Annotated in this window: 22 protein-coding genes and 2 pseudogenes; 16 read left to right on the top strand and 8 right to left on the bottom strand. The window is 35.6% G+C overall.

What is annotated here, in order from left to right; genetic code table 11:
* The first annotated feature begins 10 nt into the window (after positions 1–10).
* From AA980_RS12175 to AA980_RS12155, 5 genes and pseudogenes are all read left to right on the top strand, one after another.
* Positions 11–1798, top strand: coding sequence for a M56 family metallopeptidase (locus AA980_RS12175; protein WP_024027373.1), 1788 nt, complete (start codon positions 11–13; stop codon positions 1796–1798).
* Between the two features lie 223 nt (positions 1799–2021).
* The gene (nagZ, locus tag AA980_RS12170) at positions 2022–3794 is read left to right on the top strand and encodes a beta-N-acetylhexosaminidase (protein WP_024027374.1); all 1773 of its coding nucleotides are present in this window, start codon (positions 2022–2024) and stop codon (positions 3792–3794) included.
* 224 nt (positions 3795–4018) lie between these two features.
* A complete protein-coding gene (locus tag AA980_RS12165; protein ID WP_024027375.1) occupies positions 4019–5380 on the top strand; it encodes a polysaccharide deacetylase family protein in 1362 nt (453 codons plus the stop codon).
* An 88-nt stretch (positions 5381–5468) separates the two neighbouring features.
* Positions 5469–6048 (top strand): annotated as a pseudogene (locus tag AA980_RS12160) (TetR/AcrR family transcriptional regulator).
* Positions 6049–6283: 235 nt separating this feature from the next.
* Positions 6284–6847, top strand: a complete 564-nt coding sequence (locus AA980_RS12155; protein ID WP_024027377.1) for a GNAT family N-acetyltransferase — start codon at positions 6284–6286, stop codon at positions 6845–6847.
* 590 nt (positions 6848–7437) lie between these two features.
* Here the strand turns inward: AA980_RS12155 and AA980_RS12150 are convergent.
* Positions 7438–7824 (bottom strand): annotated as a pseudogene (locus AA980_RS12150) (alcohol dehydrogenase catalytic domain-containing protein); the annotation flags it as partial.
* 91 nt (positions 7825–7915) lie between these two features.
* On the opposite strand from AA980_RS12150, the gene AA980_RS26920 reads away from it, so the two are divergent.
* The gene (locus AA980_RS26920) at positions 7916–8101 is read left to right on the top strand and encodes a hypothetical protein (protein WP_034723452.1); all 186 of its coding nucleotides are present in this window, start codon (positions 7916–7918) and stop codon (positions 8099–8101) included.
* On the opposite strand, the gene AA980_RS12145 is transcribed toward AA980_RS26920, so the two are convergent.
* The 5 genes from AA980_RS12145 to AA980_RS28025 form a co-directional block, all read right to left on the bottom strand.
* The gene (locus AA980_RS12145) at positions 8069–9040 is read right to left on the bottom strand and encodes a TRM11 family SAM-dependent methyltransferase (protein ID WP_024027379.1); all 972 of its coding nucleotides are present in this window, start codon (positions 9038–9040) and stop codon (positions 8069–8071) included. The genes AA980_RS26920 and AA980_RS12145 overlap by 33 nt on opposite strands.
* A 481-nt stretch (positions 9041–9521) precedes the next feature.
* Entirely contained in the window at positions 9522–10319 is a 798-nt protein-coding gene (locus tag AA980_RS12140; RefSeq protein WP_407937459.1) for a DUF1828 domain-containing protein, read from the bottom strand.
* Positions 10297–10749 (bottom strand): DUF6978 family protein, encoded by a 453-nt coding sequence (locus AA980_RS12135; RefSeq protein ID WP_024027381.1) that lies wholly within the window; start codon positions 10747–10749, stop codon positions 10297–10299. The genes AA980_RS12140 and AA980_RS12135 overlap by 23 nt, the downstream gene beginning before the upstream one ends.
* Positions 10750–11015: 266 nt before the next feature.
* A complete protein-coding gene (locus AA980_RS12130; RefSeq protein WP_024027382.1) occupies positions 11016–11804 on the bottom strand; it encodes a nucleotidyltransferase domain-containing protein in 789 nt (262 codons plus the stop codon).
* Between the two features lie 42 nt (positions 11805–11846).
* The gene (locus AA980_RS28025) at positions 11847–11972 is read right to left on the bottom strand and encodes a hypothetical protein (protein WP_268926624.1); all 126 of its coding nucleotides are present in this window, start codon (positions 11970–11972) and stop codon (positions 11847–11849) included.
* Between the two features lie 228 nt (positions 11973–12200).
* Between AA980_RS28025 and AA980_RS12125 the strand changes: the two genes are divergently transcribed.
* The 3 genes from AA980_RS12125 to AA980_RS12115 all read left to right on the top strand — a co-directional run bounded on the left by AA980_RS12125 (position 12201) and on the right by AA980_RS12115 (position 18771).
* Positions 12201–13487: a competence protein CoiA family protein gene (locus AA980_RS12125; protein WP_024027383.1), complete on the top strand. Its 1287-nt coding sequence runs from the start codon at positions 12201–12203 to the stop codon at positions 13485–13487.
* Between the two features lie 526 nt (positions 13488–14013).
* Positions 14014–14886, top strand: a complete 873-nt coding sequence (locus tag AA980_RS12120; protein ID WP_024027384.1) for a helix-turn-helix domain-containing protein — start codon at positions 14014–14016, stop codon at positions 14884–14886.
* 1071 nt (positions 14887–15957) lie between these two features.
* Positions 15958–18771: a DEAD/DEAH box helicase gene (locus AA980_RS12115; RefSeq protein WP_024027385.1), complete on the top strand. Its 2814-nt coding sequence runs from the start codon at positions 15958–15960 to the stop codon at positions 18769–18771.
* 8 nt (positions 18772–18779) lie between these two features.
* Here AA980_RS12115 and AA980_RS12110 read toward each other — a convergent pair whose 3' ends face one another.
* Positions 18780–19190: a (deoxy)nucleoside triphosphate pyrophosphohydrolase gene (locus AA980_RS12110; RefSeq protein ID WP_024027386.1), complete on the bottom strand. Its 411-nt coding sequence runs from the start codon at positions 19188–19190 to the stop codon at positions 18780–18782.
* A 221-nt stretch (positions 19191–19411) separates the two neighbouring features.
* Between AA980_RS12110 and AA980_RS27230 the strand changes: the two genes are divergently transcribed.
* The 5 genes from AA980_RS27230 (at position 19412) to AA980_RS12090 (ending at position 22945) form a co-directional block, all read left to right on the top strand.
* Entirely contained in the window at positions 19412–19555 is a 144-nt protein-coding gene (locus AA980_RS27230) for a hypothetical protein (RefSeq protein ID WP_156351166.1), read from the top strand.
* 15 nt (positions 19556–19570) lie between these two features.
* Entirely contained in the window at positions 19571–20005 is a 435-nt protein-coding gene (locus tag AA980_RS12105) for a hypothetical protein (protein ID WP_024027387.1), read from the top strand.
* Between the two features lie 63 nt (positions 20006–20068).
* Positions 20069–21319: a serpin family protein gene (locus AA980_RS12100; protein ID WP_024027388.1), complete on the top strand. Its 1251-nt coding sequence runs from the start codon at positions 20069–20071 to the stop codon at positions 21317–21319.
* Between the two features lie 361 nt (positions 21320–21680).
* A complete protein-coding gene (locus AA980_RS12095; protein ID WP_024027389.1) occupies positions 21681–22181 on the top strand; it encodes an RNA polymerase sigma factor in 501 nt (166 codons plus the stop codon).
* Positions 22182–22324: 143 nt separating this feature from the next.
* Entirely contained in the window at positions 22325–22945 is a 621-nt protein-coding gene (locus AA980_RS12090; RefSeq protein ID WP_156351167.1) for a hypothetical protein, read from the top strand.
* Between the two features lie 409 nt (positions 22946–23354).
* On the opposite strand, the gene AA980_RS12080 is transcribed toward AA980_RS12090, so the two are convergent.
* Positions 23355–24179 carry a MerR family transcriptional regulator gene (locus AA980_RS12080; protein ID WP_024027392.1) on the bottom strand — a complete coding sequence of 275 codons (825 nt, stop codon included), beginning with the start codon at positions 24177–24179 and terminating at the stop codon, positions 23355–23357.
* Positions 24180–24278: 99 nt separating this feature from the next.
* Here AA980_RS12080 and norA point away from each other — a divergent pair, with 99 nt between their 5' ends.
* Positions 24279–25472, top strand: a complete 1194-nt coding sequence (norA, locus tag AA980_RS12075) for a multidrug efflux MFS transporter NorA (protein ID WP_024027393.1) — start codon at positions 24279–24281, stop codon at positions 25470–25472.
* A 133-nt stretch (positions 25473–25605) separates the two neighbouring features.
* Positions 25606–26055, top strand: a complete 450-nt coding sequence (locus AA980_RS12070; protein WP_024027394.1) for a GNAT family N-acetyltransferase — start codon at positions 25606–25608, stop codon at positions 26053–26055.
* Positions 26056–26140: the final 85 nt, after the last annotated feature.

Here is a 26140-nt window from a genome sequence, read left to right as displayed (position 1 = left end):
GTAATGGGACATGGTTTTATCTGCAGTATTTAAAGAAGTCTTATTACTGTCACTTATGGGTAGTATTCTAGCAGTGGGGATACTTGCCGTAAAGGCGATTTTTAGACAAAAGCTTAGTGCAAAGCTTCATTATTATATTTGGATTTTGCTTGTACTTAGGCTAATACTCCCCATAGACATTCAAAGTCATATAAGCTTTATGAATTTTATTACAATTGAACAGAAGGAACTTGATCCTCATTTTATAGCAGAGCAATATGTTCCTAACATAATAACAAACAGTACGATCGCAACCGGAAATATACCCTCTATAGAAGATCGTAACGTATTAAGTGATCCGGGTATTATAGGCGTTATTTTTAATTATGATACTGCAGCGGTGCTGTGGATAATAGGTGTTTCATCAATTTTACTGTATATTCTATGCGTAAATATCTTGATGATGGCTAAATTGAAAAAGTGTTCAGCCTGTGATAGAGAAGACCTACTTGAAATTTTAGAAGCAGAAAAAACAAGACTTAAAATAAATTCAAAGATAAAAATTATTTATAGTAATTACTCGAAATCACCTGCAGTTTTCGGGATCATCCGTCCTAAAATATTAATTTCAGAGGAGCTTATAGATAAATTAACCCTGGAAGAGTTTAGGTTTGTTTTCAGTCATGAGTTAAATCATATTAAGAACAAGGATTTAGTGGTAAACAACTTACTTATGATTGTTAAAGCAATTTATTGGTTCAATCCTTTAATCTGGTATTCACTTAATCAGGTAAAACAAGACTGTGAAGTTGCATGTGATGCTTCAGTCATCAACACTTTGAAGAAAGAAGAAGAAGTCAAAAAATACGGTCAGACTATGATCAATATGCTTAGATTATTCTCAGAGAAAAGAAGTACTACTGGGACATTAGGATATGCAAATAAATACAATAAACGGAGAATTGTTATGATTACACAATTTAAAAAAAGTTCGGCAATATGTGCAGTATTAGCTCTATCTCTTACAATTATGGTAGGGTGCTCAAGCACCATAAAACCAGGTAGTTCAGATGTTAGCCCAAATGAAACCAGTGATACAAATAGTTCTACTCTGTCAGTGGAAAAAAAATCTCAAGATGAACCATCACAAAGTAATACAACGCAAGGCAATATAAGCCAAGCATCACAAAGCAATACAACGCAAGGCAATATAAGCCAAGCATCACAAAGCAACACAACACAAGACAAAACAAGCAATGTATCACAAAGCAACACAACACAAGACAAAACAAGCAAAGCGACAGCATCGAATAACAATACCGCTGCTTCATCATCTAATGGGGATACTCAGAGAAAGCTTCTGTCAAGTATCATGCAATTGGCAAAGCAGGGTAAAATCATAAACTCAGAGTTTCCTGTTAAAACTACTGTTATAGAAGACGTAGAGAAAAAGCTAGGAAATCCGGATAAGGTTGATTGGGTACCTAATGCTAAGGGGAATTATGCTGTATTTTCGAAAGACAATGTGGTATTTGGATTCAATAAAGGGTCACGGATTTTTGAGGCGAGATCCTTTGATAAGAAATTAAATGAATTATCACTCTCTATGGTAAAGAAAGTATTTGGAACTCCGGCATATGACGTGAAAAGTAAGGATGAGGAAATTATAGGGTATGTTGCAAATTCGGAATACAAAATTTTGTTAGTATTTCCTAAGACTTCAAATAGTAATCCGGACCCGGTAATGGACCACTACTCCGTGCTTTACCCTAAGGGTACCGTTAATAATATGTCAAATGATCCGGGAAGACAATGGTGATAAAATATGAAACAAAAAAGCAACGACTGCGGATGAACTCTGTTATAGGTGCAAACATTATAATTAACAACTTAAATAGAGGATGAAATGATCATGATTTCATCCTCTTGATTGTTAAAGACTTTCAAGAATGGTTTAAAAACAAGAAATAAATAGCGGATGATGAACTCGAAAAAAACGTCATAAAAGCTAAAAACGAAATGTTAGAAAGGGGAATTGGAATATGAAAAGACAAAGGAAATCTCGAAGTAAATTACTTATTCTTACGATTCCACTTTTAATTTTAGCCTTAATCATTGGCGTTTATTATTATGCAATCAAAGAAAATAGCAGCGAACAGACTACCCAAGGTAAAGAAAGTCCAATTATTACTCAACCTTCCGGTAAAAATACAGTGGATTCGAAGAATAATCAGAATTCAAATCTTGAGAAATTAGTAGAAGAAACTTTTTCCTTATCTAAGGAAGGTAAGGTTCCGAATATTCCCTTTGTTTCCGGTAAAACAGAATGGAAGGAAGTAAACAAAGAGTGGGGAAAATCAGACCATATTTCGAAAACTGCTAAAGGCAGGTATGAGGAATACAAAAGTCATCATTCTACAATCGGCTATGCCGATCAGACTGTTAATGATATACGATCTTATGATTCTGAACTGCAAAATATCTCGTTAAATGAAATTGAGAAAACTGGTGGACAACCCGATGCCATTCGATACTATAAAGATTCAACTGTTGACCAAATGATACTTGTCTATCATGCAACGTCTTCTACGGATTTATTATGGGTTTTACCAGTAAAAACAGAGCAGGAGCCCAATCCTAAAGTTGACCATATTTCACTCTTTACACAGTTTGAAAAAACACCAAATCAACAAGCAAAAAAGCCGAATCATCAAGAAAACCAAACCATTTCAGAAGTAATTTCAAAAATGAGTTTAGACGATAAAATTGGGCAAATGATTCTTGCTGGGGTTTCCGGGACTACAATGGATGCAAGCGCAAAAAAATTAATAAGCCAAATCCATGTCGGAGGAATTATTTTTTACAAAAATAATTTTGAAACCTCTGCACAAGCCGTTCAATTTGTGAATCAACTGAAAGCTGGAAATAGTTCAAGTCTACCGCTTTTACTAGGTGTTGACCAAGAGGGTGGACGTGTGACAAGATTGCCGGGTGGACTTGTTAACTTTCCTCCAAATAAACAGATTGGACAAGTAAACAATCCTGATTTTTCTTTTAAAGTCGGTACACTTTTAGGGCGAGAATTAAAAGAATTTGGTTTAAATCTCGATTTTGCCCCTGTTCTCGATATTAACAGCAATCCAAATAACCCAGTAATCGGGGATCGATCATTTGGGAACAATGCGGAAATAGTAAGTAAACTTGGGGTTCAAACGATGAGAGGGATACAGTCTCAAAACGTCATCACGACAATTAAGCATTTTCCAGGTCACGGAGATACATCGGTTGATTCCCATCTGGACCTTCCAATTGTAAATAAAAGCCTTAAGGAACTTAAAGAACTAGAAATAATACCGTTTGAACGTGCGATTAATCAAGGTGCAGATGTTGTGATGGTCGCGCATATCTTATTGCCTCAATTAGATAAAACGAATCCAGGGACCATGTCAAAAGCTGTCATGACGGATCTTCTTAGAAAACAACTTGGTTTTACAGGAGTCATCATAACGGACGATATGACGATGGGAGCCATAACAGAACATTTTGATATTGGTAAAGCAGCCGTTGAATCAGTTAAGGCAGGAAGCGATATAATTTTAGTAGGACATGACTATAATAATGTTGTAAAGATTATCTCCTCTTTAAAAACAGCTGTTCAAAATGGGGAAATTTCAGAACAAAGATTAAATGAAAGTATAGAAAGAATTATACAACTAAAAAGAAACTATAGCATTAACGATACGAAAGTAGAAAGTCCTAAGATAAATGAAATAAATCACTCAATCAATAGTCTTATGAATAATTATTTACATTAATTATTCATATTGGTTTGTGGTTAACCTTATAATACGAAACCAGCTAATAGAAGTTACTCAGTTATTCCGTTATAGGGCGCTTTAATGGAGCCATGAAAATCCTAATTTCTCATTTTATGCTGAGAAATTAGGCAGTTTAATAACGTTGTTAATCTTTCCTGACCTATCCCTATAAGAGTTTATTGCGATGTACACTGAAAACTACAATACTAGGAGTAGATTTAATGAAGAAATGTTTTACCCTGATACCGATTTTGCTAATAATAGTTTTTATGGTAGGCTGTCAGGATCATACATCAACAACGAATATAGCGAAAATACACCCTCATTCTAGCCAAAAGGAACACCATGACAAAAAATCAAAGCCTAACAAGATACAGGAAGAGAAAAATCAAAAAGAACAACTGTTAGCACAGGCCAAGTTTTCAGCTAAACAATATGATTACCAAAAATCTATAACCCTATTAAAACAATCAGATATTTCTAAGGATGTAGACATTCTAAGTGCCATTGATACATACGAACGACAAATGAAAAATCTTGTGACATGGCCAGACAATAGCCAGATCTCTCATTTATTTTTTCACTCATTAATTGTCGATCCATCCAAGGCATTTGATGGAGATAATATGACTCAAGGTTATGAAGATTACATGGTGACTATCAATGAATTTAAAAAAATTATAAATCAATTATACGAGAGAGGATATGTCCTTTTGAATCTTCAGGACATTGCAAAACTCGATAAAAAGGGGAAAATGGTTTACCAGGACATTAAATTGCCGCCTGGTAAAAAACCATTGGTATTGTCGCAGGATGATGTTAGCTATTATGAATACATGAAAAATGATGGATTTGCCAAAAACCTAGCACTTGATGCCAATGGAAATGTCACAAATACCTATGTAAATGAGAAGGGAAAAGTCGTACAAGGAGCTTATGATCTAGTTCCTATCGTAGATAACTTTGTTAAAAAACATCCGGATTTTTCTTACAAGGGAGCCAAAGGGATTATTTCGTTAACCGGATATAACGGAGTACTAGGATATCGAACCTCAGAGAGTAGCTATGGTCCAAATAGTAATAAGCCTGATCCAAATTTCAAAAAGGATCAACAGCAAGCGAAAAAAGTAGCTAATGCGCTGAAAAAAGAGGGATGGATGTTTGCCTCTCATACTTGGGGACATCTTAATGCAAAGGATGTATCTTTGGATCTCTTAAAAAAAGATACATCTAAATGGAAAAAAGAAGTGGAACCAATTGTCGGACCAACAGACACAATTATTTTCGCTTTCGGTAGTGATATTGGACACTGGAAACAGTATTCCAATGATAAATATCACTATTTGAAAAGCCAGGGCTTTAATTACTATGCCAATGTGGACGCATCAAAGGCTTACTGGTCTCAATTAGGTCCAGATTACTTCCGACAAGCTCGTATTAATGTAGATGGTTTACGGATGCGCGAAGCATTAACCGGAGAAAACAATGTATTAAAACAATTTTTCGATGTTAAACAGACTTTTGACTCCTTACGACCAACTGCCAAGAAACTTATTCTGAAGGGGAGCAGAAACAACTCGTGATATATATGGCCATTTTGGCAATTCAGCTAATAATGTGCAATGATCTTCCACAATCGGGCGCAATCCTAGAATAAGGATAAGCGCTCATTTGGCAAGAAACAAGGAATTTGATACCATCCAAGTATTGCATAAGGCCATGGAGGTATTCGGTCATTATGGGTATGAAGGGACTTCACTGCCACTACTAATTAAAGGACTTGGGATTGGTCGGCAAAGTCTTTATGATACTTATGGTACAAAAAGGGATCTTTTCATTTCTGCAGTAAAACATTATATAAATGAAAAAACTGCTACGGTAATATCTTATTTGGAACGTCCAGGATCAGTTAAAGAAGCAATAAGTAAAGTTTTTTATGAGGTGTTAAACGTTTTAAAGGATGATGAAAAACGTAAAGAGTGCTTTATTTTGGATAGTGCAATCTCTCAAGTACCTCATGATACGGAAATTGCAGAGTTTTTCAATAGGGATATAAAAAGGTTAGAAGAAGCTTTTTATAATACACTAGTACGTGCGCAAGAAGAAGGGGAAATTGGGATGCAAAAAGATATAGATGCTCTAGCCAAGTATCAGAACCATTCTCGATATTCACTTACACAAGTTGCGAAATTATCATCTGATCCAAAGGTTTTAGATGATTTTGTTTATTGTATTATCCACATTGGACTAAGGTGAAGCATTTGTAAAAAAACAAAGAAACCCTCACTTAGATAGTGAGGGTTAACGTGGAAAGGAACAAATTTCAATCAAACCTTTTATAACTTACCCCACCGGTTCTGAATTATTTTAGAAGCAGGAGTAAGCTGATGAATACGAAAAATCGTCCTTATGGTGGAAGATCGGCAGTTTAGCAAAAGAAGGTATTTTATTCTCTACAATTAATGTAATAAAACAGGAGTGTTGACATGGGTAATACAAACTTTTTAATGTTTAAGCATAGTCAGATGGAAGGGGAGCGTATCATATTACGTCCGGTTTCACTTGACGATGTTGATGATATGTATGAGTATACATCTGATGAAGAAACTACACGTTACATTTATGACCAACATACAGATGTAAACCAAACGAAGAAAATGATAGCAAACTATTATATGAAAGAACCAATGGGTATGTATGCAATCGTGTTAAAAGATAGCAACAAAATGATTGGGACAATTGAGTTTAGAATACATGAATGGAATAATAGTGGAGAACTAGGCTTTACATTGAATAGACATTTTTGGGGTAAGGGCTACATGACGGAAGCAGGGAAATTAATACTCGAATTAGCCTTTCATAAACTAGGTTTAGACCGAGTGTTTGCGGGACATGATGTAAGGAATGGTGTTTCAGGAAAAGTATTGAGCCGCTTAGGTATGACATATGAAGGAACTCTTCGTAGAGACCAAATGGTAAAAGGTGTCCTAACAGATACTGCACATTACTCTATATTAAAAGAGGAATATTTAAATTCTGAAACAAGGTAGAATAATAGGGTAATTAATTAGCTTATTGGACGTGGAATTTAAGTGAAAGCCTATCATATTGAACAATATAAAAAAGTGAAGAACATTCTTTTGCTGAATTATACATTAATGATTTCAAAGACTTCGGATTAAAATTAATGGTTCAAAAATGTGATTTCTTAGAGGCCAGTTGGAAATAAAGTCTTTATGAATTTTGAAATATTATACTTAACTATCCAGGGCATTCCTTTAATATTAAGGGATGCTCTCTTCTTATTGAAGTAAAGGGGCAGCATTCCTGTTACAAAGAAAAGTTTGTGAATTAATACACTTAAACTCCCTCAGTTTAATACGATTTTCTTCCGAATACTCGCTTATTCGCAGGATTTCATACAACTTGATAACCGGTAATGATTAAATAATGGGAGGACAGATCCGTTACAGGCAAGTGAAGACATAGTTAAATAAAGGAGTGTTAATAAACTCCTTTATTTACCATATGATGTACATTCTCCACGCCGCCCTTGGAGGCTTTCCTTCCCTTGTCTCAACGGGTCATTTGCCCTTTCATTCCTTCGTCATGCCTATCCAAGAGGTGGAGCCCAGTTTTCTGTAACGGGATTAATATACATTTGTGATGCAGTAAAATCATCAATAAAATTAGGAACAGGGATGGCAAATTCAGAGGATGTCTTAACAAACTCTTGCCATGTACCTTCCCCACGTAGAGGTAACACACGTTTACCGATAAGATTTGTAGAAACGAAAGGACCTACTTCTTCTACAATACCTACTCCTTCATACCCTGGTATATTAGGTAAAGAAATTCGGTGAGAATAAGATCCCCTAATCGGTATTAAGTCAGAGGGATTGATAGGGCGAGCTAACATTCGAACAAGGACTTCATTATCTTTTGGTGGTTCAATACTTTTAGACTCAACGCTTAAAACATCTGTAGGACTACCGAATTCATAGAATTTAATACATTTTGCTTCCAAAATTATAAGTCTCCTTGGAATAAGTTAGATTTATTTATTTGTATCACTGGAATAAAGGGACATATTATTTAAAAGTCTCCTCGGAGGAATCATGGAGAAAAGAATAGCAAGGTCTACAGTGATGATTTTCGAAAAGTTGGTGGCTGCCAAAGTAAAGGGAAGCGGGCTCCTTCCCTCAAAGTTATCCGGTAGCAATGAAACGATGCTTGATTTATTTCGTGAATGGGTACCAAGCCCCCACAGGTTAATTGCAAACGATCACTTCTCTACTAAATAATCCTTTTTTAGCAACTCCCCGGTCAATAATCGAAAAACCCGCTTTTAATAGGATTTCATCGATGGGTTCAACGGTCACCACGACCACTTTGTCTGCGAACCCACGTGCACTTTGAAGCATTTCTAGTTGTTCCTCAGGGGTGATTACCGAACACAAATTATATGGCAAATCAATAATGGCTACATCATAATGATTGCTGATATCGCGAAGATCAGCTAATTTTATTTCCCCAGTAAGACCAAAGTGTGCCATGTTTTCCCGTGCTCCAGGGAGAATTAGCTGATTTCGGTCGCTTCCGACTATATCAATGCCCATTGACCGCGCTTCAATGAGGACAGTGCCAATTCCGCAGCAAGGATCAATGGCTTTAATCCCGTTTGGCTTGGGGATAGCGATATTCACCACCGCTCTAGCAACACGTGTGCTGAGGGCAGTGGAGTATCCATTAGGCTTCTTCTGATGTCGAAACCAAACCGACTCACTATTCACATACTCACCAAATACCCATCTTCCGTTTACATGCATGATGCCAAAAGATTGGTCTGGGAAACGAAGATCTGCTTTTCCGTTGATGTGTAATCCAATCGCTCGTTCAATGGCACGTCGTTTTTCGAATCCCTCGTCTTCACGTTTCGTCTGACCACTATTTTTTACATAAGTGACTTTAAATGTTTCACCGCTTAGTTGTAAAGCTTTCACCTGCTGATAAAGGTTGTCCAGGCTTTCCGCTTCATATATCACACTCATTCTTTCTTTAATAAAAGGGCTGCGACTTGGATCAATTTTTACGAAGCTTTCCAAGACCTTAGATTGGGACACCTTGCTGAATAATGAACGCATTTCCAACGCGCATAAAGAGCGTTCATCCTCAGAGCAGGCATAGGTATATATATAGGGCGATCCTTTTTGTGGAGAAAAATCTATGGTGGGATCAATCATTAATTTTTCTATTTTGTCTTCACCTCGGGAGTTATCTGAAAAACATTAAAATGATCAAATCAATTATGTCTCTGCTTAACTTACGGCTTTATTATACCAAGAAATGACCTACTGTTTAAGATGACCGATAAGTGGGTGCCTGACACCGATTCTCTTATTAAAAAATCGCATGGTTTCTTTTGAAAATCATTTTCAGAACAAATATTTAAAAGGACATATGCGATTATGGCCTTTATACATACATTTATTTCATGAAATCGCTAAGACTGTGGAGCTTGGGTTTAATAAGCAGTATGGGCGGTTTGTCTGTATAGGGAAGGGCACCTGAGCATGAGAAAATGGGAAAATGTGTTACATTGAGCGTTGAGGAGCTAAAGATATTTAGAGATTTGTTGAGTGGGATGGGACTGTAATGAGGAAAGGAGCTGATCACATAATCCATCAGCTCCTTTTTAATATACTGCAACTCTAACAGATAGAATTAAGCGCTCAATATATCAATAACGGATTCTCTTTTACTCCACAGAACTGGTTTAATTTCTTCAATATGAAAGGCATTTAGGATATTTTTATCAACTTCTTTTTCTTGATCATTAATAAAAACGTACAATTCGGTGTTGTAATTCTGTTTAATTCTTGCTTCCCTCGTATCGCTCCAAGAGAAAATAATATTAGATAATGTTCCTTTAGAAGGCACGTTCATTGTATGAATAACTCTTTCAGGAATATTTTTAAAATGTGGAACGAGGTAATGATAGTGGTGATTATAACCGCTTTTTCCCCCTAAGATGATATTTTCAGAAAAACGAATGTTATTTGATTCTAAAAAGGCCCCAACATCTTCAGTAAATAAACTCGTAACAGTTGACTTCGTCGTCATGAACATATCATTTACTGTCATCATAGCCTGTAAAAGCATATGCTTTTTTGTGGGGAAATTACTCGAATCAGCTATAACAAAAAGTTCATCCGAATCAGAATTGGAGGAAACGCCGTATCCGTTAATAATAGTCCTAAATAATTGTTTTCTTTTAGCTGAGCTGTTTAAATCTAATCCACTCATTTGAAGATCTGTAATTATATAGCCATCATCTGTAAGTTTAAAGTCCCCATTTTCTAGGGGTACCGCGTATATTTGTAAACGGTCATTGTGCCGATCAAGAAACGGTGTGGTAATTTCAATGGTTCCAGCATCTAAATCCTTATAAGCTAACTTTTTATTGATCCAATCTAAATATAACTTTTTTAAATTTTCCTTAGCTACCGTCAAGTAGATCACCACCTTGTATTATTAGTTCATGTCGGTTACTAATATGGTTATATGAAAAATAGTCTATTAATACTTGGATTAAATCTTCAGTATTCGTCGTTATTTCTTGCTCTAAAGGGAATGCCCATTTATCATCAAAACCTTCGCGATAGATATGAATGTGCGGACAAGGAATTTCCTCACCATCTGGATTGTCATGTGGCGGCCCCTCTATGTCAACACGTAATAAAATAGTAGATTTATGATGTCGTGTTTGATACGTTGCTTTTTGGGGCTTTTGCCGTCCCCGCGCAACATCTATAATATAGTTATTATTATTACCATCCTTGCATTGTAATACCATTTTTTCGCCCGGTTTTGGAAAATTTATTAGATTTTTCTTTACCAGTAGTTGTTTAAGTGAGGAAATTAACTGATCTGCTTCATATTGAGACAACATTATACAACCCCTTTAATCTTAAGAAGAGTATAACAATCTGCTTTATTTAATAATGTAGAATAATGTCGAAAATTTAAACTATTTATTTGCCTTTTATTATTTATCGTGGAGGGAAGAAGAGAGGAGGTCCCCACATGATTAAACAAGGTTTCTAAGAAGAAATCGGGAGGTACGGAATCTTTCTACGAAATCAGGTGCCTGACCCCCGGTGCGGTAAAGCTTTAATACATCGGGGGTCAGGCACCACTTTTGGTACCACTATTCAACTACCGTTTCCATACCTCTACAAGAGTATGCCTGAAAAGTAAATCTAGTTTGGGGGTAAAGTCGGGGATATCTATATTAAGCATGTTAGCATATTCTCGGAGACGTTCTATTTCCTCATTTAGAAATTTATTGATTAATTGGATTTTGGGTTCCTTATCCAGTTCTTCACCATCCAATTTTCTTTTTAATAGTGTGTTTATTTCATTCTTTAGTGAACCTTCTGGAACTAAATGATTCACTAATGTTGAAAATTCTAATGGAGGAAACTCATTATATTTTTCAATCCATCCTGCAGCCAAAACGGGCCTAAGTACATAAAAATATTTTTTGATTCTCACTTCTTCCCCTTGTAAATATTCTCTGAAATTATTGGTTTCCATATTAAGGTGATGATGTGAACAAGAGTTGGGAGCGAAAATGCTTTTGCTTAGCTCTTGCATCTGCTCAATGGTTGAAAAAGCTTGATAGTATACGATTCCTGATCGCAGCCATTCCATTAATGGGGGATTGGACTTTCTAAATAATCGTAAGGCTTTAGTCAATTCCCAACCTGAAATATCAAGTAAGTCATTTATCGGTAATTCAATTACATCCCGTTTCGATCCAATACCGATTGGGTCGATGGCTAGATACTCTTTCTTTTTATGCACATAGATAAATCGGACATCATAGTCACTATCTTTTGATGGGAACTGCCAAGCCCTGCTCCCAGATTCACAAGCAAAAAGAATTTTAATGTGAAAGTCTTCTTCAATTTTTTTAAATGCTGTTAATATGGTATCTCTCAATTGTTATCCCACCTTTTACCTTTAGTAAATTACAGCTTCTTTTTAGAAAGGAAGTTCATTGTCTGTAATAATTGCTACTGGCTTCGAAACTTCGATTGTTCCTTCGTCAACACTAAGTGCCACATTTTTCACAGCTGATAAAAGAATCAATTTAATAATACCATACATACCGTGGGTGCCTTCACGTGTCAATGTTGTGTAAACCAGTCAATTTGAATCTAACAAATGAGGAAGATAGAACCTTTTACTTTAAGCATTTGGACATTTGGACGGCAAGAAATGTCCAAGTTTCTACCATGCTTGCAATGAAATCAAATCTTTCAAAATTTCCACTTGACTTCCATTTCTAAAAAGGAGATTCTTGAAAAAAAGGGGAATTTTTGAGGTGACTAAATTTTGAGAGAAGCACTACATGTGATTGATAATGAAATAACTAGTCTCCCAGATTCAGCAACCAGAGAAGAAATAGATAACTTTAAGAAATTGGCGGAGAAAGGCCTTTTTCAATGCCCTTACTGTAAAGCAAAATTAATCATCAAGTATGGTGAAGAAAGAGGACAATATTTTTCCCATCAACACTCTGAAGCCTGTGAAGTGTCCAAGAAGATTGATCAGGCAGAAAAAAGGTATAGAAAACAGCTTGTTAGAGAAACAACGAATCATCATGCAATGCTTGCAATACTCCATGATGAACTGGCTAACCAGGCTAAAATCAATTCAATGATTCAGCTAGATTACGGCTATAAAGCAAAACCGGAGTTAAAAGAGTACCCGGATATTTGGATGAAGATTGGTGAAAAAGAGTATGGGCTGTCTATCGTCACGAGTGTTACATCTGCCGTGGATAGCAAACTAGCCGGTCAAATCACTAAAAGACAGCGATATTTCCTTGAGCACGGGATGGAACCGATTTGGTTTATCGAAAAAGAAGAACAATCAATTGAAATAAGTAAAAATGCCTTAGTACTGTGGGATGCAGAATTATCGATTTCTTCTAAAACCGATGAAGATAAAAAGTGGGATGCCATGCTTACTGAACTGGTCAAGGATAAGGACTTTTTTGCTTATTTCAATTACCCTGTTTCAATGGACTCACCAACGGTAGATGTAAGAAGTATGTATTACATTTATTCCAATGAGGACAGGACTGTTGTGAAGGTCATGCGGTTCTTAAAGGATGGGGAGGTAAAACCATACCGTGCCTTTCTATTAAATGAGGGCTATGAGATTCCTTTTGCTGATGCTTTAGTGGTGAAAAACGAAATCTTGTTGAGCCAGCCAAAGGTGGAAGAGGAAAATCGGAAGGAATTCATCAAGAAATTTCAGCGACTTCGAATCCAATTTCATGAGCAGCGAAGAATGCTAGAAGAGCAAAGGCGATTAGAGGCACAGAAGAGAGAACAATTAATGAAGGAAAAGATTGAACTGGAGCAGGAACGAAAAAAGTTATTATTGCAGCAAATGCTAGAACAAAAGCAACAAGCCAGCAATCATGCAGCAAGAAATATAAGCTACGGTGAACTCAAAACGCTTTTGCGGGAGAGAATCCATTTAACCCAGAAGGAGCAGATGGAATTATGGACACGGTTTATGCCACAGCTTGGTTTGGGTAATTCAAGCAGTGTAAGTGATGAGGAAGTTTTTGTTATGAAAAAAATTGACTTGGACTTCTTTGAAGAATAAAACCTACTTACACTATTACGGTAAACGGTATCGAATGTAATTTTAAAATTAAACGAAAGCTTTTATCATTTTGGTGATATTGATGCGGTAGTTTCAATATTTTAGACCATTTAAAGCATAGTAACTCTTATATTACATAGTAGACGTATACTCTGCAATAGAAAACGAAACTCCTCAATCGGGTACTATTGTAGAAGATTCTACCGGCTTAATCCACACTCTTTTGACGTTAATTGGCGAACACGTTGAACAAGGTTTGCATATCCAGAAAAAACTGGAATAAGTGGTGTACTCTTATGGCTGTAATTAATAGTTGCTTTCCTTTCTACAATTAATGGTTCACCGTCTGCATTGAATCAATCTATCGGAAATACACCAATCAAAACAAGTAAAGTTCAAATAATAACATTATTGATTTTGCTGTTACTGGTATTTGAAACCGTTTATTTGTTGAAAAGTTTCATTCAATTCACTTGACTATTCCCTCAGTGGATAGTTTATCATCTAGGTCAGGAGGCGATACAATATGAAAATAAGTGAAGTTATGAGAGAAACTAATCTTACAAAGAAAGCGATTTATTATTATGAAGAAGAAGGATTAATTACTCCTTGGAAAGACTCAGAAAATGGTTATCGCACATATTCTGAAGAAGATGTGAAAAAGCTGAATATAATCTATGGGCTGAGAAAACTAGATTTTTCGTTAAAAGATATTCAAGCTATTCTGTCACAGGGTAAAAATACAAAGGAAATCATAAACAAACAGTTAGACAGTATTAATAACGAAATTACATGTTTATTAAAGAACAAAGCTGTTTTAGAGCGTTTAAGTCAAAAAGATTCTGAATCCATTATTGGGGAATTTAAATCAGTCATAGCAGATTTGGATAAGGAATCTAAAAATATTGCAGGATATATGCTTAAAGAGTTAAATAGAGTTTTACCTGGTAATTTAGGTAAGATGTTTGCCATTCAGTATGGGCAGTTTTTAGATGAACCGTTAGATTCCCCAGAAAAAGAATTGGCATGGCAAAATATGATTTACATGCTGGATTCTTTGGAAGAAATTAATTATCCCGATGATATAAAAGACATCATTAATGAGAAATTTGAACGGCTTACAGATGATGATTTGGAAAAATTTAAAGAGAAGTTTATCAGCGAAACCAATAAAATATTAGCTCGGACAGAAGGACCCAGTAAAGAGGAACAAGACGAGATTCGGAAAAGGATTGAAGAGGTTGAAAAAAATCCTGCTTTTCAAAAAGAAAAGGAACTACAGCAATTTATGATAAACCATCTAAAGCCGATATTTCATGATGTTAATAAATATATGTACATTTTGAGCAGTAGATTCGAAAAGTTCAACCAGCTAATGCGTGAAATACTGAGTAATTAGGTCTCATTATCATTTAGTTCAGAAGTAGTAAACTAATATCAGTTTTCTTCATTGTGTTAGAGATCTGTCATTCCATAAAAATACCTCTCTTCTGGTTATTTAATAATCAAAAGGAGAATCCACCCATGAAACTTTATTAAAACAAATGTTCTAAACAAGAATAAGAAACCGAAAGTGCAATCATTGATGGAAGAAGACTGGAAAGGACTATCAAGGATTTATTATAAAGAAATTTATTAATTAGCAAATGAAATCTTCGAAAAAACCTTGAACCTCAACAACCCTGAACAATACTTTATTGTAAATGAGTAAACAGTAATTTGATAATTAGATACTGGTAAGAGCAACACTTTATTGTAATTTTCGTCAGAGGGAGTATTGAAAAAAGTCAGTATCATCAAGATATTTGAAAACAGTACTTTTTATAGTAATGTATCACTTATGTTCAGTGACATTATTGTTGGTTGCTGGACTATAAAGTTCGTAACTCTACACAATGAGTCTAGAATTGGTGGGGAAAATGCTGAGTCAGTCCCGATGAAACATCTTTATCGGGACTTTTTTTCAAATAGCTGGTGATCAAATGTCAACATTAGGGGAAAGAATTAAGGGAATAGAAAGACCAATCAATTAAACAAATTGACTTCGCGAATATGATCGAAAAAACATCATATCTAGTTACTGCACAGTACAACGATACTATTCAATAGAAAAATTGTATTTAATAAACGGGAGCAATTTTTGATTAATTATTAAATAAATAGGTAAACACCACTACATCAATATGTCTGGGACCAACACTCAAGCCATTTAGAGTATGGAAACACCTAAAAAAAGGCATTGATAAAGATCGGTGTTACCAATGCCATTTTTGCCGCTTAAATAACTACGGTGAACCGTTCCAAAAATAATACATAGGCAAGCTTTTTTCATCCAAACATACTTGGAAAAAATTCAACCCTCTATTTATTAAAATAGAGGATCTTTTTATTTCCCACCAACTATAGTACAATTTTACATATCCAATAAATAACAGTTCAGAGATAGATAGCTATAGTTAGGGGAAAACCAATGGAAGCAGTAGAAAAAAAACTAATCGTCAATTCCGATAAAGGCAACTTATTACGAGAACTAGTAAAATCGATGAATGAGTGCGTACGGTTTTATTTTAGCGTCGCATTTATTAACTTCAGCGGCTTACAGCTTCTGCTTGATTCTTTAAAGGAAGCGGAGCAAAAGGGCATCAAAGGGAAGATCATCACGTCAACCTATCTCAACTTTACCGATGCCAAGGCTTTGGAAAAAATTAAAGAGTTTCATAATGTTGACCTAAAGGTTTTTGTTACTGATAAAGAAATTGGCTTTCATACGAAGGCGTACATATTTGAGTACCAGGATAGCTATAAGGTCATTATCGGCTCGTCCAATATTACTCAAAGTGCACTGAAAAGTAATATTGAATGGAATGTCGAAATTATTACCAAAGAACATGGCCGCTTTATTCAGGATGTTTTAAAGGAATATGATGGGCTTTGGGATATGAGTACAGAAGCCGATCAGGATTTTATTAGTAGATATGAAGAGTTCCTGAAGAGTCTAAAGAATACGCAAAAAACACATCAATTGATTTACGAAAATAAGCAATATATTGTCCAAAATCGGATGCAGAAACGAGCAACCGAGAATCTAGAAAGGCTGAGAGGCTTTGGTGAGAAAAAGGCATTGGTCATTGCCGCTACTGGGACAGGAAAAACCTATATGTCGGCCTTTGATGTAAAAAATGTAAAGCCAAGGCGACTCCTGTTCATTGTCCATCGCGAAGAGATTCTCAAAAAAGCGAAGGATACCTTTGAGATGCTGTTTCCGAATGAAGGGATAACATTTGGTTTATTGACAGGGAACCATAAGCAGAAACAGGTTGATTATGTGTTTGCCACCATCCAAACTATCTCGAAGTGTTTCCATGAATTTGAAAGAGATGAATTTGATTATTTAATTATCGATGAGGCCCATCATGCCACAAGTCCAACCTATCAGACTATATTAGATTATTTTGAGCCTCTGTTTACTTTAGGGATGACGGCCACTCCTGAACGAAGTGACGGATATAATGTGTTTGATCTGTTTGATAATAATGTGGCCTTAGAGGTGCGCTTACATGAAGCGCTAGAGGATGAGCTTGTGATTCCCTTTCATTATTTTGGAATTACCGATATCGAAGGCATTGATTTAAGCAATGTGGATATTGACGATATCACTGAAATAACTAAACGGTTAAAGGTCAATGAACGAGTTGACTTTATTATTGAAAAAATGGATTTCTACGGTCATGATGGTGAGAAAAGAAAAGGCCTCGGTTTTTGCGTTAGTATTGAACATGCTCAATATATGGCAACTGAATTTATTAAAAGAGGATATAAGAGCGTTTGTTTATATGGGGCAGATTCGCCGGTTATCCGTGAGCAATATATTCAACGATTAGAAGATGACCAAGATGAGTTAGAATTTATTTTTACTGTAGATATTTTTAATGAAGGGGTCGACATTCCTTCTATTAATACAGTATTAATGTTGCGACCAACCAACTCACCGATTATCTTTATTCAACAACTCGGGAGAGGCTTGCGGAAGCATGCGGATAAAAGCTTCCTGACGGTGCTTGATTTTATAGGAAACCATCAGAAAACGTTCCTCATTGCATTGGCGTTAAATGGGAGTCGCTACTATGACAAAGAAAGCTTAAAGGTAGCGGTGTCAACGGGATTCGCGAATATTCCTGGTTGTACCCATATCCAAATGGATAAGATCTCACAGGATAGAATTTTGGCACAGATTGATAGTGAAAATTTCAATTCGATGAAGTATCTGAAGGAAGAGTATGGTGAATTTAAAAAACTCAATCAGGGTCGGATCCCGTATTTGTTGTTGGATTACCTGAAATATGATGGTGCGCCAGATCCTGTTAAATTTATTAATCGCGAAAAAACATACTTATCCTTTGTGGCCAAGGTAGAGAAGGATGATGATTTAAAGGAAATTTTACTAAATGAAGCCTTTGAAGCGACATTGAAGGAATTATCAAGCAAGCTACCACTTAAGCGGATTTATGAGTTTGTTATCCTGCGTTATTTGCTAAAGCATGAAGAGATTAATCTAGAAATGGCCAAGCTGCAAATTCTGAAAATGATTGATTATGTTGATGATGATAGCATTTTACATGCATTTGAGTGTCTAAATCAAAACTACTATGATAGTGGGCAGCTGAAGAGTAAACCAAAATTAGTGCGATATAGCAATGGTATTCTGACTAAGTCTGATATCTTTACAAAGCTATTAGAAAAAGAGGAATATCGGAAGTTTATTGAAGACATTATCACTTATGGTATTTTCCGATATGAGAAGGATTTTAAAAGAGAATACTACGGTGTCCCACATTTCAAATTGTATGAGCAATATCAAATGATCGATGCCGCATTGCTGTCGAACTATCGGAAAATCCATAGTTCCTTTAGAGGGTCGGGATTATTGGCGAATGGCAATGATTACTTTCTCTTTATTGATTTGCATAAAGAGGAGGACGTAAAGGAAAGTATCAACTATAAAGATAAATTTATTAATCCACATGAATTCCAATGGCAATCGGTTAATAATACGACACAACAATCTGATCGAGGGAAAAACATCATTTTTAATCAGCAGCATGGGATTCATCTTCATTTGTTTATTCGTAAGTATAAAGAAATGGATGGCAAGACGGAGCCTTATATTTATATTGGCAAAGGAAATTCTGTTGAATTTGAAGGGGACAAGCCGATTACGGTCCGAATGGAATTAGAGAATGAAGTTCCGGCAAATTTATATACGGAGTTTACAGAAAAAGTGTAGTCTTCTCATTACGAGAAGACTATTTTTTCGTGGATTAATTGTTCGACCGCCGGAACATCGGCAGGCGCCCATTTTAGGGAATCTAAATTTTCACGTTTTAACCAAATTAGCTTAGAATGTTCACTTTTTGAAGGAGTTCCTTCGACAACTCGACATTTAATGGAGATTAAGTTAATGATAAAGGTTTCGTATTCATGGGTATTGTCGTTAAATACTTCATCTGAAGTTTCTATTTTACAATCTAATTCTTCATCAATTTCTCTTTTTAATGCCGAGAAGATATCCTCATTGGCTTCAACTTTCCCACCAGGAAACTCCCACATATTTGGAATCGACATTTCAGGGGATCTTAGAGCACATAGAATTTCATTTTGATCATTTTCGATAATCGCTGCGACTACTTTGACGAGTTTTTTCATGATTGCCTCCAAAATTATTCTCCACCTAATGATAACATGTTTTGAGTAGATTCCTACTTTACCAAAATGATCTCAGGAATCAGATTATCAGTTCCCTATTGGAGAAATAATCTAAATATTCTATTATAAGATTAGATCAATATGACTATTAGTATGGAGGAAATTAATCAGAAGAGAAAACCGATTCTATTAATTGAAGATGAAGGAATGAGTGAACATCTATGAATAAAAGAGCATTCAAGGAAAATGTATTGTACTTATTGGAACAAGATGTAAGCGGACTTTCAACAGAAAAGAAAATTAAATTTATTAAAAAATGGTTGCCTTTAGAACAACAATTGTCTGACATTGTTTGCTTATCATAAAGGAGGAAAATACTCTTGACCCAATACATTTATCTAGCCTCACCTGTAAAGCTGCCGGAGGGCACTTATGGTTTAAACCCAGTGTCTCCTGAACAGCCCAATGTATTTGAAACTGAATTGGATTTTGCCCATTTATCCTTTGAAAATAATTATGATCGTGAATCCAAATCGAGGTTTTCCTATAGTCCACATTTTACTTTTCACTATCAAGTGGCTTGCAGTTATAATTTTCTGTTTTTAAAAGAAGGTTTGAAAGGAAATGCAACCGATGAAAAATGTTTGGGGCTGCTCCATTCATATATTAGCAATGCCCTTCAAGCTAGTGGCATTGTAGAATATTATACTAGTTGGAACGGTGAAGAAGCGCTGCCTATCACGAATAGACGAAGCATTCAATGGACGGATATTAAAACACCCTATGACCTCGTGCTAACAGATCGTGAATTTTAGGAAATAACTTTGTAGTTTGTTTGAAGAAAGGGGATATCTGTAGTAAAGGGGTGTTGAAAAAAATTGAAGAAATTATTAGCTCTATTTATACTTATGAGTTTCTTTCTATTGATAACGGGTTGTGGAACAGGAAATAAGTCATTAGGTTTGGATATCTCTAGTGATGTAGACTTTGGCAAGGACGATTATAAAAATATCATTCTCTTCAATAATAAATTGGGAATGGACTTGTTGTCGGAAGTAGAAGCAGATGGAAATGGTAATACCTTCATTTCTCCTATGAGTTTATTTATGGCATTGTCCATGATCTATAACGGAGCCGATGGGGGGACGAAAACAGAAATAGCAAAGGTTTTGCAGAATGAAGGAATGAATGTAACCGAGCTGAATAAAGCGAATGCATCAACGTTGTCAAAGCTTCATAGTAACGCCAAGAAGGTTCAGCTGAATGTTGCTAACTCGATTTGGTTAAACGAAAAGTATCATTTTCAGACCGATTTTTCCCAAAATAATAAAGATTATTTTAATGCTAATTTACAAGAAATTGATATAGCCGATAGTCAGTCTTCCAAAATGATCAATGATTGGGTTAAAAAATCGACGAATGACAAAATAGAAAAAATTGTTGATGCTCCTTTAGATTCCGATTTAGTGGCCATCCTCATTAATGCGATCTATTTTAAAGGAAATTGGAAGTATGAATTTGATAAAAAACACACAGAAAAACGCACTTTTTATTTAGATGACGGAACCACAAAAGATGTGCCGTTCATGTTTCTTAATGAAAAATTAGCTTATATGGGCAATGAAGACTTTCAGGCTGTTTCCCTCCCTTATGGCGATGGGGAAATGAGCATGAAAGTATTTCTTCCGAGAGAAAATTCCAGTTTAGGAAAGTTCCGAAAAATGCTCACAAATGATAATTGGGAGAAATGGAACTCAGAATTCTATGAAACTAAAGGAACGGTTCGGTTGCCGAAATTTCAACTGGATTACGAAGTATTGTTGAATGAACCATTAAAGAGGCTTGGTATGACTACAGCATTTAGTGAAAGTGCAAATTTCACAAAAATGATTAAAGAAAGTGATCCATTAATGATTAGTAAAGTGAAACAAAAAACATATATCGATGTGTTTGAAGAAGGCACAGAAGCAGCTGGGGCCACCTCCGTAGAGATGACTAAATCGTCGGCTCCCGTGGATGGACCATTCGAGATGGAGGTAAATCGACCATTTTTCTTTGCCATTACAGATGATGAAACGGGTTTAGTATTATTCATGGGTTCGATTTCCAATCCACAGCAAGGGAAGTAATCATTTACGTTAGAGAACTAACTCGAGAAAAGTTGTAACACGCTGGGGGTCCGGCACCTCCTTCAAAAGTGAAACAATTAAATAGATAAGGAGAATAGAAGAAACAGGGGAACAGTTCTTCTTATATAACTTAAGAAAGATAAACGTCTTCACACAAAAAAGCCTATAAGATCACCCGAAATTGAAAGAAACGCCTTCAAAAATCTAATTTGAAGGCGTTTTTTGACGTTTTGCTCTAAAAATGCCCTCCAAAATGAGTTATGTGTCCTCATTTTTATTTTTGCTAAAATTAATAAGAAATGAAACAAATGAGCGAGTTGTTCGACTAATGAGTAGTTAAAGAAGTGGGGAGTTTAGAATAATGTCCAACAGCAGGATAAGTGATTGGTTTTATCAATACAGCAATGATGTCTATCAGTTTTTAATTTATTACTTGGGCTCAGTCGATGTAGAGGATTTAGTCCAGGAGGTTTTTATCAGAGCTATTAAGAACGAAGATTCTTTTCGAGAAAGCTCCACCCCAAAAACTTGGCTTTTTAGTATCGCTAGGAATCTGGCTATTGATGAAATTCGAAGAAAACAAAGAAGAAGAATCAAAAATCTGCTTTTAAAAGAAAAGCAACAACCGTCTGACGATCAAACTCCCGAAAAAATTCTGGAACTAAATGAAACAAAGCAACAATTGTTCCAAGCTATTCAGAAATTAAATAGAAATTATCGGGATGTGATTGTTCTACGTGGAATAAAAGAACTGTCAATTAAGGAAACAGCGGAGATTTTAAACTGGAAAGAAGAGAAGGTCAGGCTCTCCTACCACCGGGCAATAAAGGCTTTACAAAATGATAAAGGGAGGTTTATGTAATGTCGGAGAAACACGCTGAAATCCAGCAACAGTTAAAAGAACTCCCCCACCCCGTCTTGACAGCTGAAAAACAAGAGCAAATGCTTAATCACATTCATATTTCGGGAAATAAATACAATAAACGAAAAAAGTGGGAGAGCGCTATGAAAAAAGTATATTTAGGTGCGGTAACAATAGCGGCAATAATCATTATTTCTGTTCTGACTTTTAATCAAATTCCTGATAAGAATTCTGGATCTGGAAGTATACCAAAACACACTACTCAATCAGAACCCGGTATTGTATCAAAATATATAGATCCTCCAGGTTTAACTGTTCACCAAGTGGCTCTAAATAATCTTTACGTGGAGATACCCTATCAAAAACAAGATGTAATAATTTCGAAGAGAGCAACAGACAAGTACATCATTATTGACATTAGGGACAAAAAAACAGGGAAAGCGTTGTACACTTATGGTGAATCAATAGGTCATGATAAGGAAAAGCTAGTTTTCCGTGAAGTTCAAACAAAAAAGGGCAAGGTTCTCCTACAAATGTTTGTAGAAATTGACCCTATTAAAGGTTTAATTACGAAGGTCAAAAAAACGGAAGCAGAATATAATCCACAGCCAAAGAAAATTGAAACGGAAATAATTAATACCGGTTCAAGGTCAGGGCAGTTTCCAGCTGAAAACGTTGAGTTATTGGCGAATATCGGTCTTAATTGGGGAAATGACGTTCAAAATTTGTATGAAGGCTATCTTATTGGTGTAATCAAAAACTGAGAGCTCAAATAAACAGAGTCCCAAAAACCACCTTGGGTATTTTTCCGGATATTACGGTCTTATTTATATTTGCCAGGCAAAGAAATGTTGAATGAACTAAACCGAAAAAAGAAAAAATCAAAGGGGAGACAAAATGTTCCTAGCCCAATAGAAAAGAAAAAACCGTCATTTGGAACTGTTGCCTTGGTGAAGGAGAAAGTTAAGAAGGAAAAAAGGGAACGAGGTCTATTTCATTACCTTATTCTCCTTTTTTCCATTGATAATAAAAGGTAGATGTACATTATTTAGTTTTTTACAATTTAATTACTTTTATGCAAGGCCAGTGGATCTGGCACGACTGTCAAAACAAAAAAGCTTGGGTTCTATGTACCAAGCTCATCTATACAAAAATGATGAAAAGAATATGTTTCTATTTGACCACTTGCATCATAATTTTGGTGACGTATTGTTCATTATGATTCATGACAACGGTATCATATATATATTCTTCAAAAACATATTCCCCTAAGGCTAAATTAAAGCGGTCCAACTCGGAAAAAAGACGCTTATATGTTTTATGTATGGTTTTCTCTTCCCCAATATGATAGCCAATGAGAAAATCACCCTTAACGCTTTTAAAATATGGATATCCTTCCTTTGGATGTGGCTGCTCGATATATAAATAGCTATAATTAGTGAATTCTCCCTTTATTAATTGCTGGCGTTTTCTTATAATTCCGATTGGATATCCTGTATCCAGCTGGGATACGTTCAATTCATTAATAAAATCTGAAAAGGCCTCTACATATTCTTCATCGGTTAAATTTTCAATATTTCTACTTAAATAAAGTGTTACTTCAGGTAATTGTTCAAGTGTAACCTGATGAAAATCAAGATGTGAAGCTTCTTCCATTAAAGCTATTTTTGCCTCAATCATTTTTTCCTTCATTTCAATCTCCTGCCGTTTTTTCACGATCTCTTCTTTTTTTTGATACATTAAAGACAAAAAACTTTCAGGCGATTTATGTTGTGTATAGTGGTGAATATCATTTAGCGACATACCAAGCTCCTTTAATAAATCAATCACAAAGAATAGCTCTATCTGGCGAATTGAATAATAACGGTAACCTTTTTCATTTTTTACAACCGGAGACAAAAGCCCAATCTGATCGTAATAAAAGAGTGTCTGTTTGTTTACTTTGCAAAGCTTCGCGAATTCCCCGGTCGTTAAATATTTTCCATTTTTTTTATTCATTTTTTACAGCTCCATGCTTGAGTATATAGTTACTATATACACTAGGATAGAAATAGTAAACACTATAAGGTTGTTGGTTTTATAAAGGGGATGTTAAAGATGAAAACACATAAAGTCTCATTAGGATTAGTTTTAATGAATTTATTTATAGCCTTTTTGGGAATTGGTCTGGTCATTCCGGTCTTACCTACATTAATGAATGAATTAGGCCTTAACGGAATGACAATTGGGTATTTAACAGCAGCATTTGCCATTGCTCAATTGATTGTTTCACCCTTTGCAGGGAAAGCAGCAGATACATTCGGCAGGAAAATTATGATTGTCATTGGCTTATTTATTTTCGGTCTTTCAGAATTTTTATTTGGGATAGGCAAAGAAATCGAGATCCTTTTTATTTCGCGTATTTTAGGTGGAATTAGTGCGGCGTTCATTATGCCGGCGGTTACCGCTTTTATTGCGGATATCACAAATTTGGATACTCGGCCGAAAGCACTTGGGTATATGTCAGCTGCCATTAGTACAGGATTTATTATTGGACCGGGTATTGGCGGATTCTTAGCCGAATTTGGTACACGGGTACCCTTCTACTTTGCAGGAGCACTTGGTACACTTTCGGGAATCCTCTCGCTTCTTTTATTATCTGAGCCGAATCGTAATGAAGATCATCATGAACAAGTCTCAGATGGGAAGAGCGGCTTCAAACGCATTTTTGCCTCAAAATACTTCCTTGCATTTATATTAATTTTTATTGCCTCATTTGGGTTAGCAGCTTTTGAATCGTTCTTTAGTCTATTTGTGGATCATAAATTTCAATTTGCTCCTTCCGATATAGCTATTGTGATCACAGGTGGTGCGATTTTTGGCGCCGTTTCACAAGTCATCTTATTTGATCGGCTAACACGAATGTGGGGTGAAATTAAACTGATTCGCTATTGCTTACTGTTATCTGCCGTACTTGTCTTTTTCATGACTGTTGTTCATACTTATTTCGCCATTTTATTGGTTACATTTCTTGTTTTTGTTGGATTCGATTTATTCCGGCCAGCGGTTACTTCCTACCTTTCAACTGTAGCTGGGAACGAACAAGGTTTCGTTGGTGGAATGAACTCAATGTTTACAAGTTTGGCGAACATAAGTGGACCCATTTTGGGGGGAATCTTATTTGATATCGAAATTAACTATCCTTATTATTTTGCGACTGTAATCCTAGTTCTGGGGATCATACTTACATTGTTCTGGCAGAAGCAAGCAAGTAATTCTTCCAAAAAAGTGAAGGCAAGTGTAGCTAATTAATCAAATATTAAGAAGGAAGTGAAAAATAATATTAACTGAGTTTAGTTAAATTAGAATCAATGGTAAAATATTGAGAATTAATGAAGCCTATGGGGATAGTCAGGTGTGATTTTAATAAAGGGGGTGTGAGAAGTTGAAATATCGTAAAGCAACTATCGATGATATTGACAAATTGGTCGAGTTAAGAAAAAAGCAATTAGTTGATGAGAGGATAGAACCTAATATAGATATTGATAGGGAACTATATGTTTTCTTTAAAAATAAACTAAGCGATGGTACTTTAATCCAATGGGTAGTGGAAGATAATCAAGAAATTATAGCTTGTGGTGCAGTCATTTTTTATGAATTCCCACCTAGTTACACCAATAAGACTGGAAAAAAGGCTTATATCGCAAATATGTATACTAATGAAAATTATCGTGGGCAAGGAATTGCATCAAAGCTGTTAACTAAATTAGTTGATGAAGTTAAGCTTGCAGGTGTTTCAAAAATATGGCTTGGGGCTTCAAAAATGGGTAGACCAGTGTATAAGAAGTTTGGGTTTACGGAAACGGATGAATTTCTAGAATTCTCCTTTTCTTGATACGTATGCAGCGTATAATCTTTTAATGTACAAAGAGCCAGACACATCAACAGGGGATATGCTAGACCAATGACATTTCACAAGG

Origin of the sequence: Neobacillus vireti (genome assembly GCF_001026695.1) — a bacterium.
Taxonomy (GTDB): domain Bacteria; phylum Bacillota; class Bacilli; order Bacillales; family Cytobacillaceae; genus Neobacillus; species Neobacillus vireti.
This window is presented reverse-complemented; position numbering and strand designations above follow the sequence as displayed.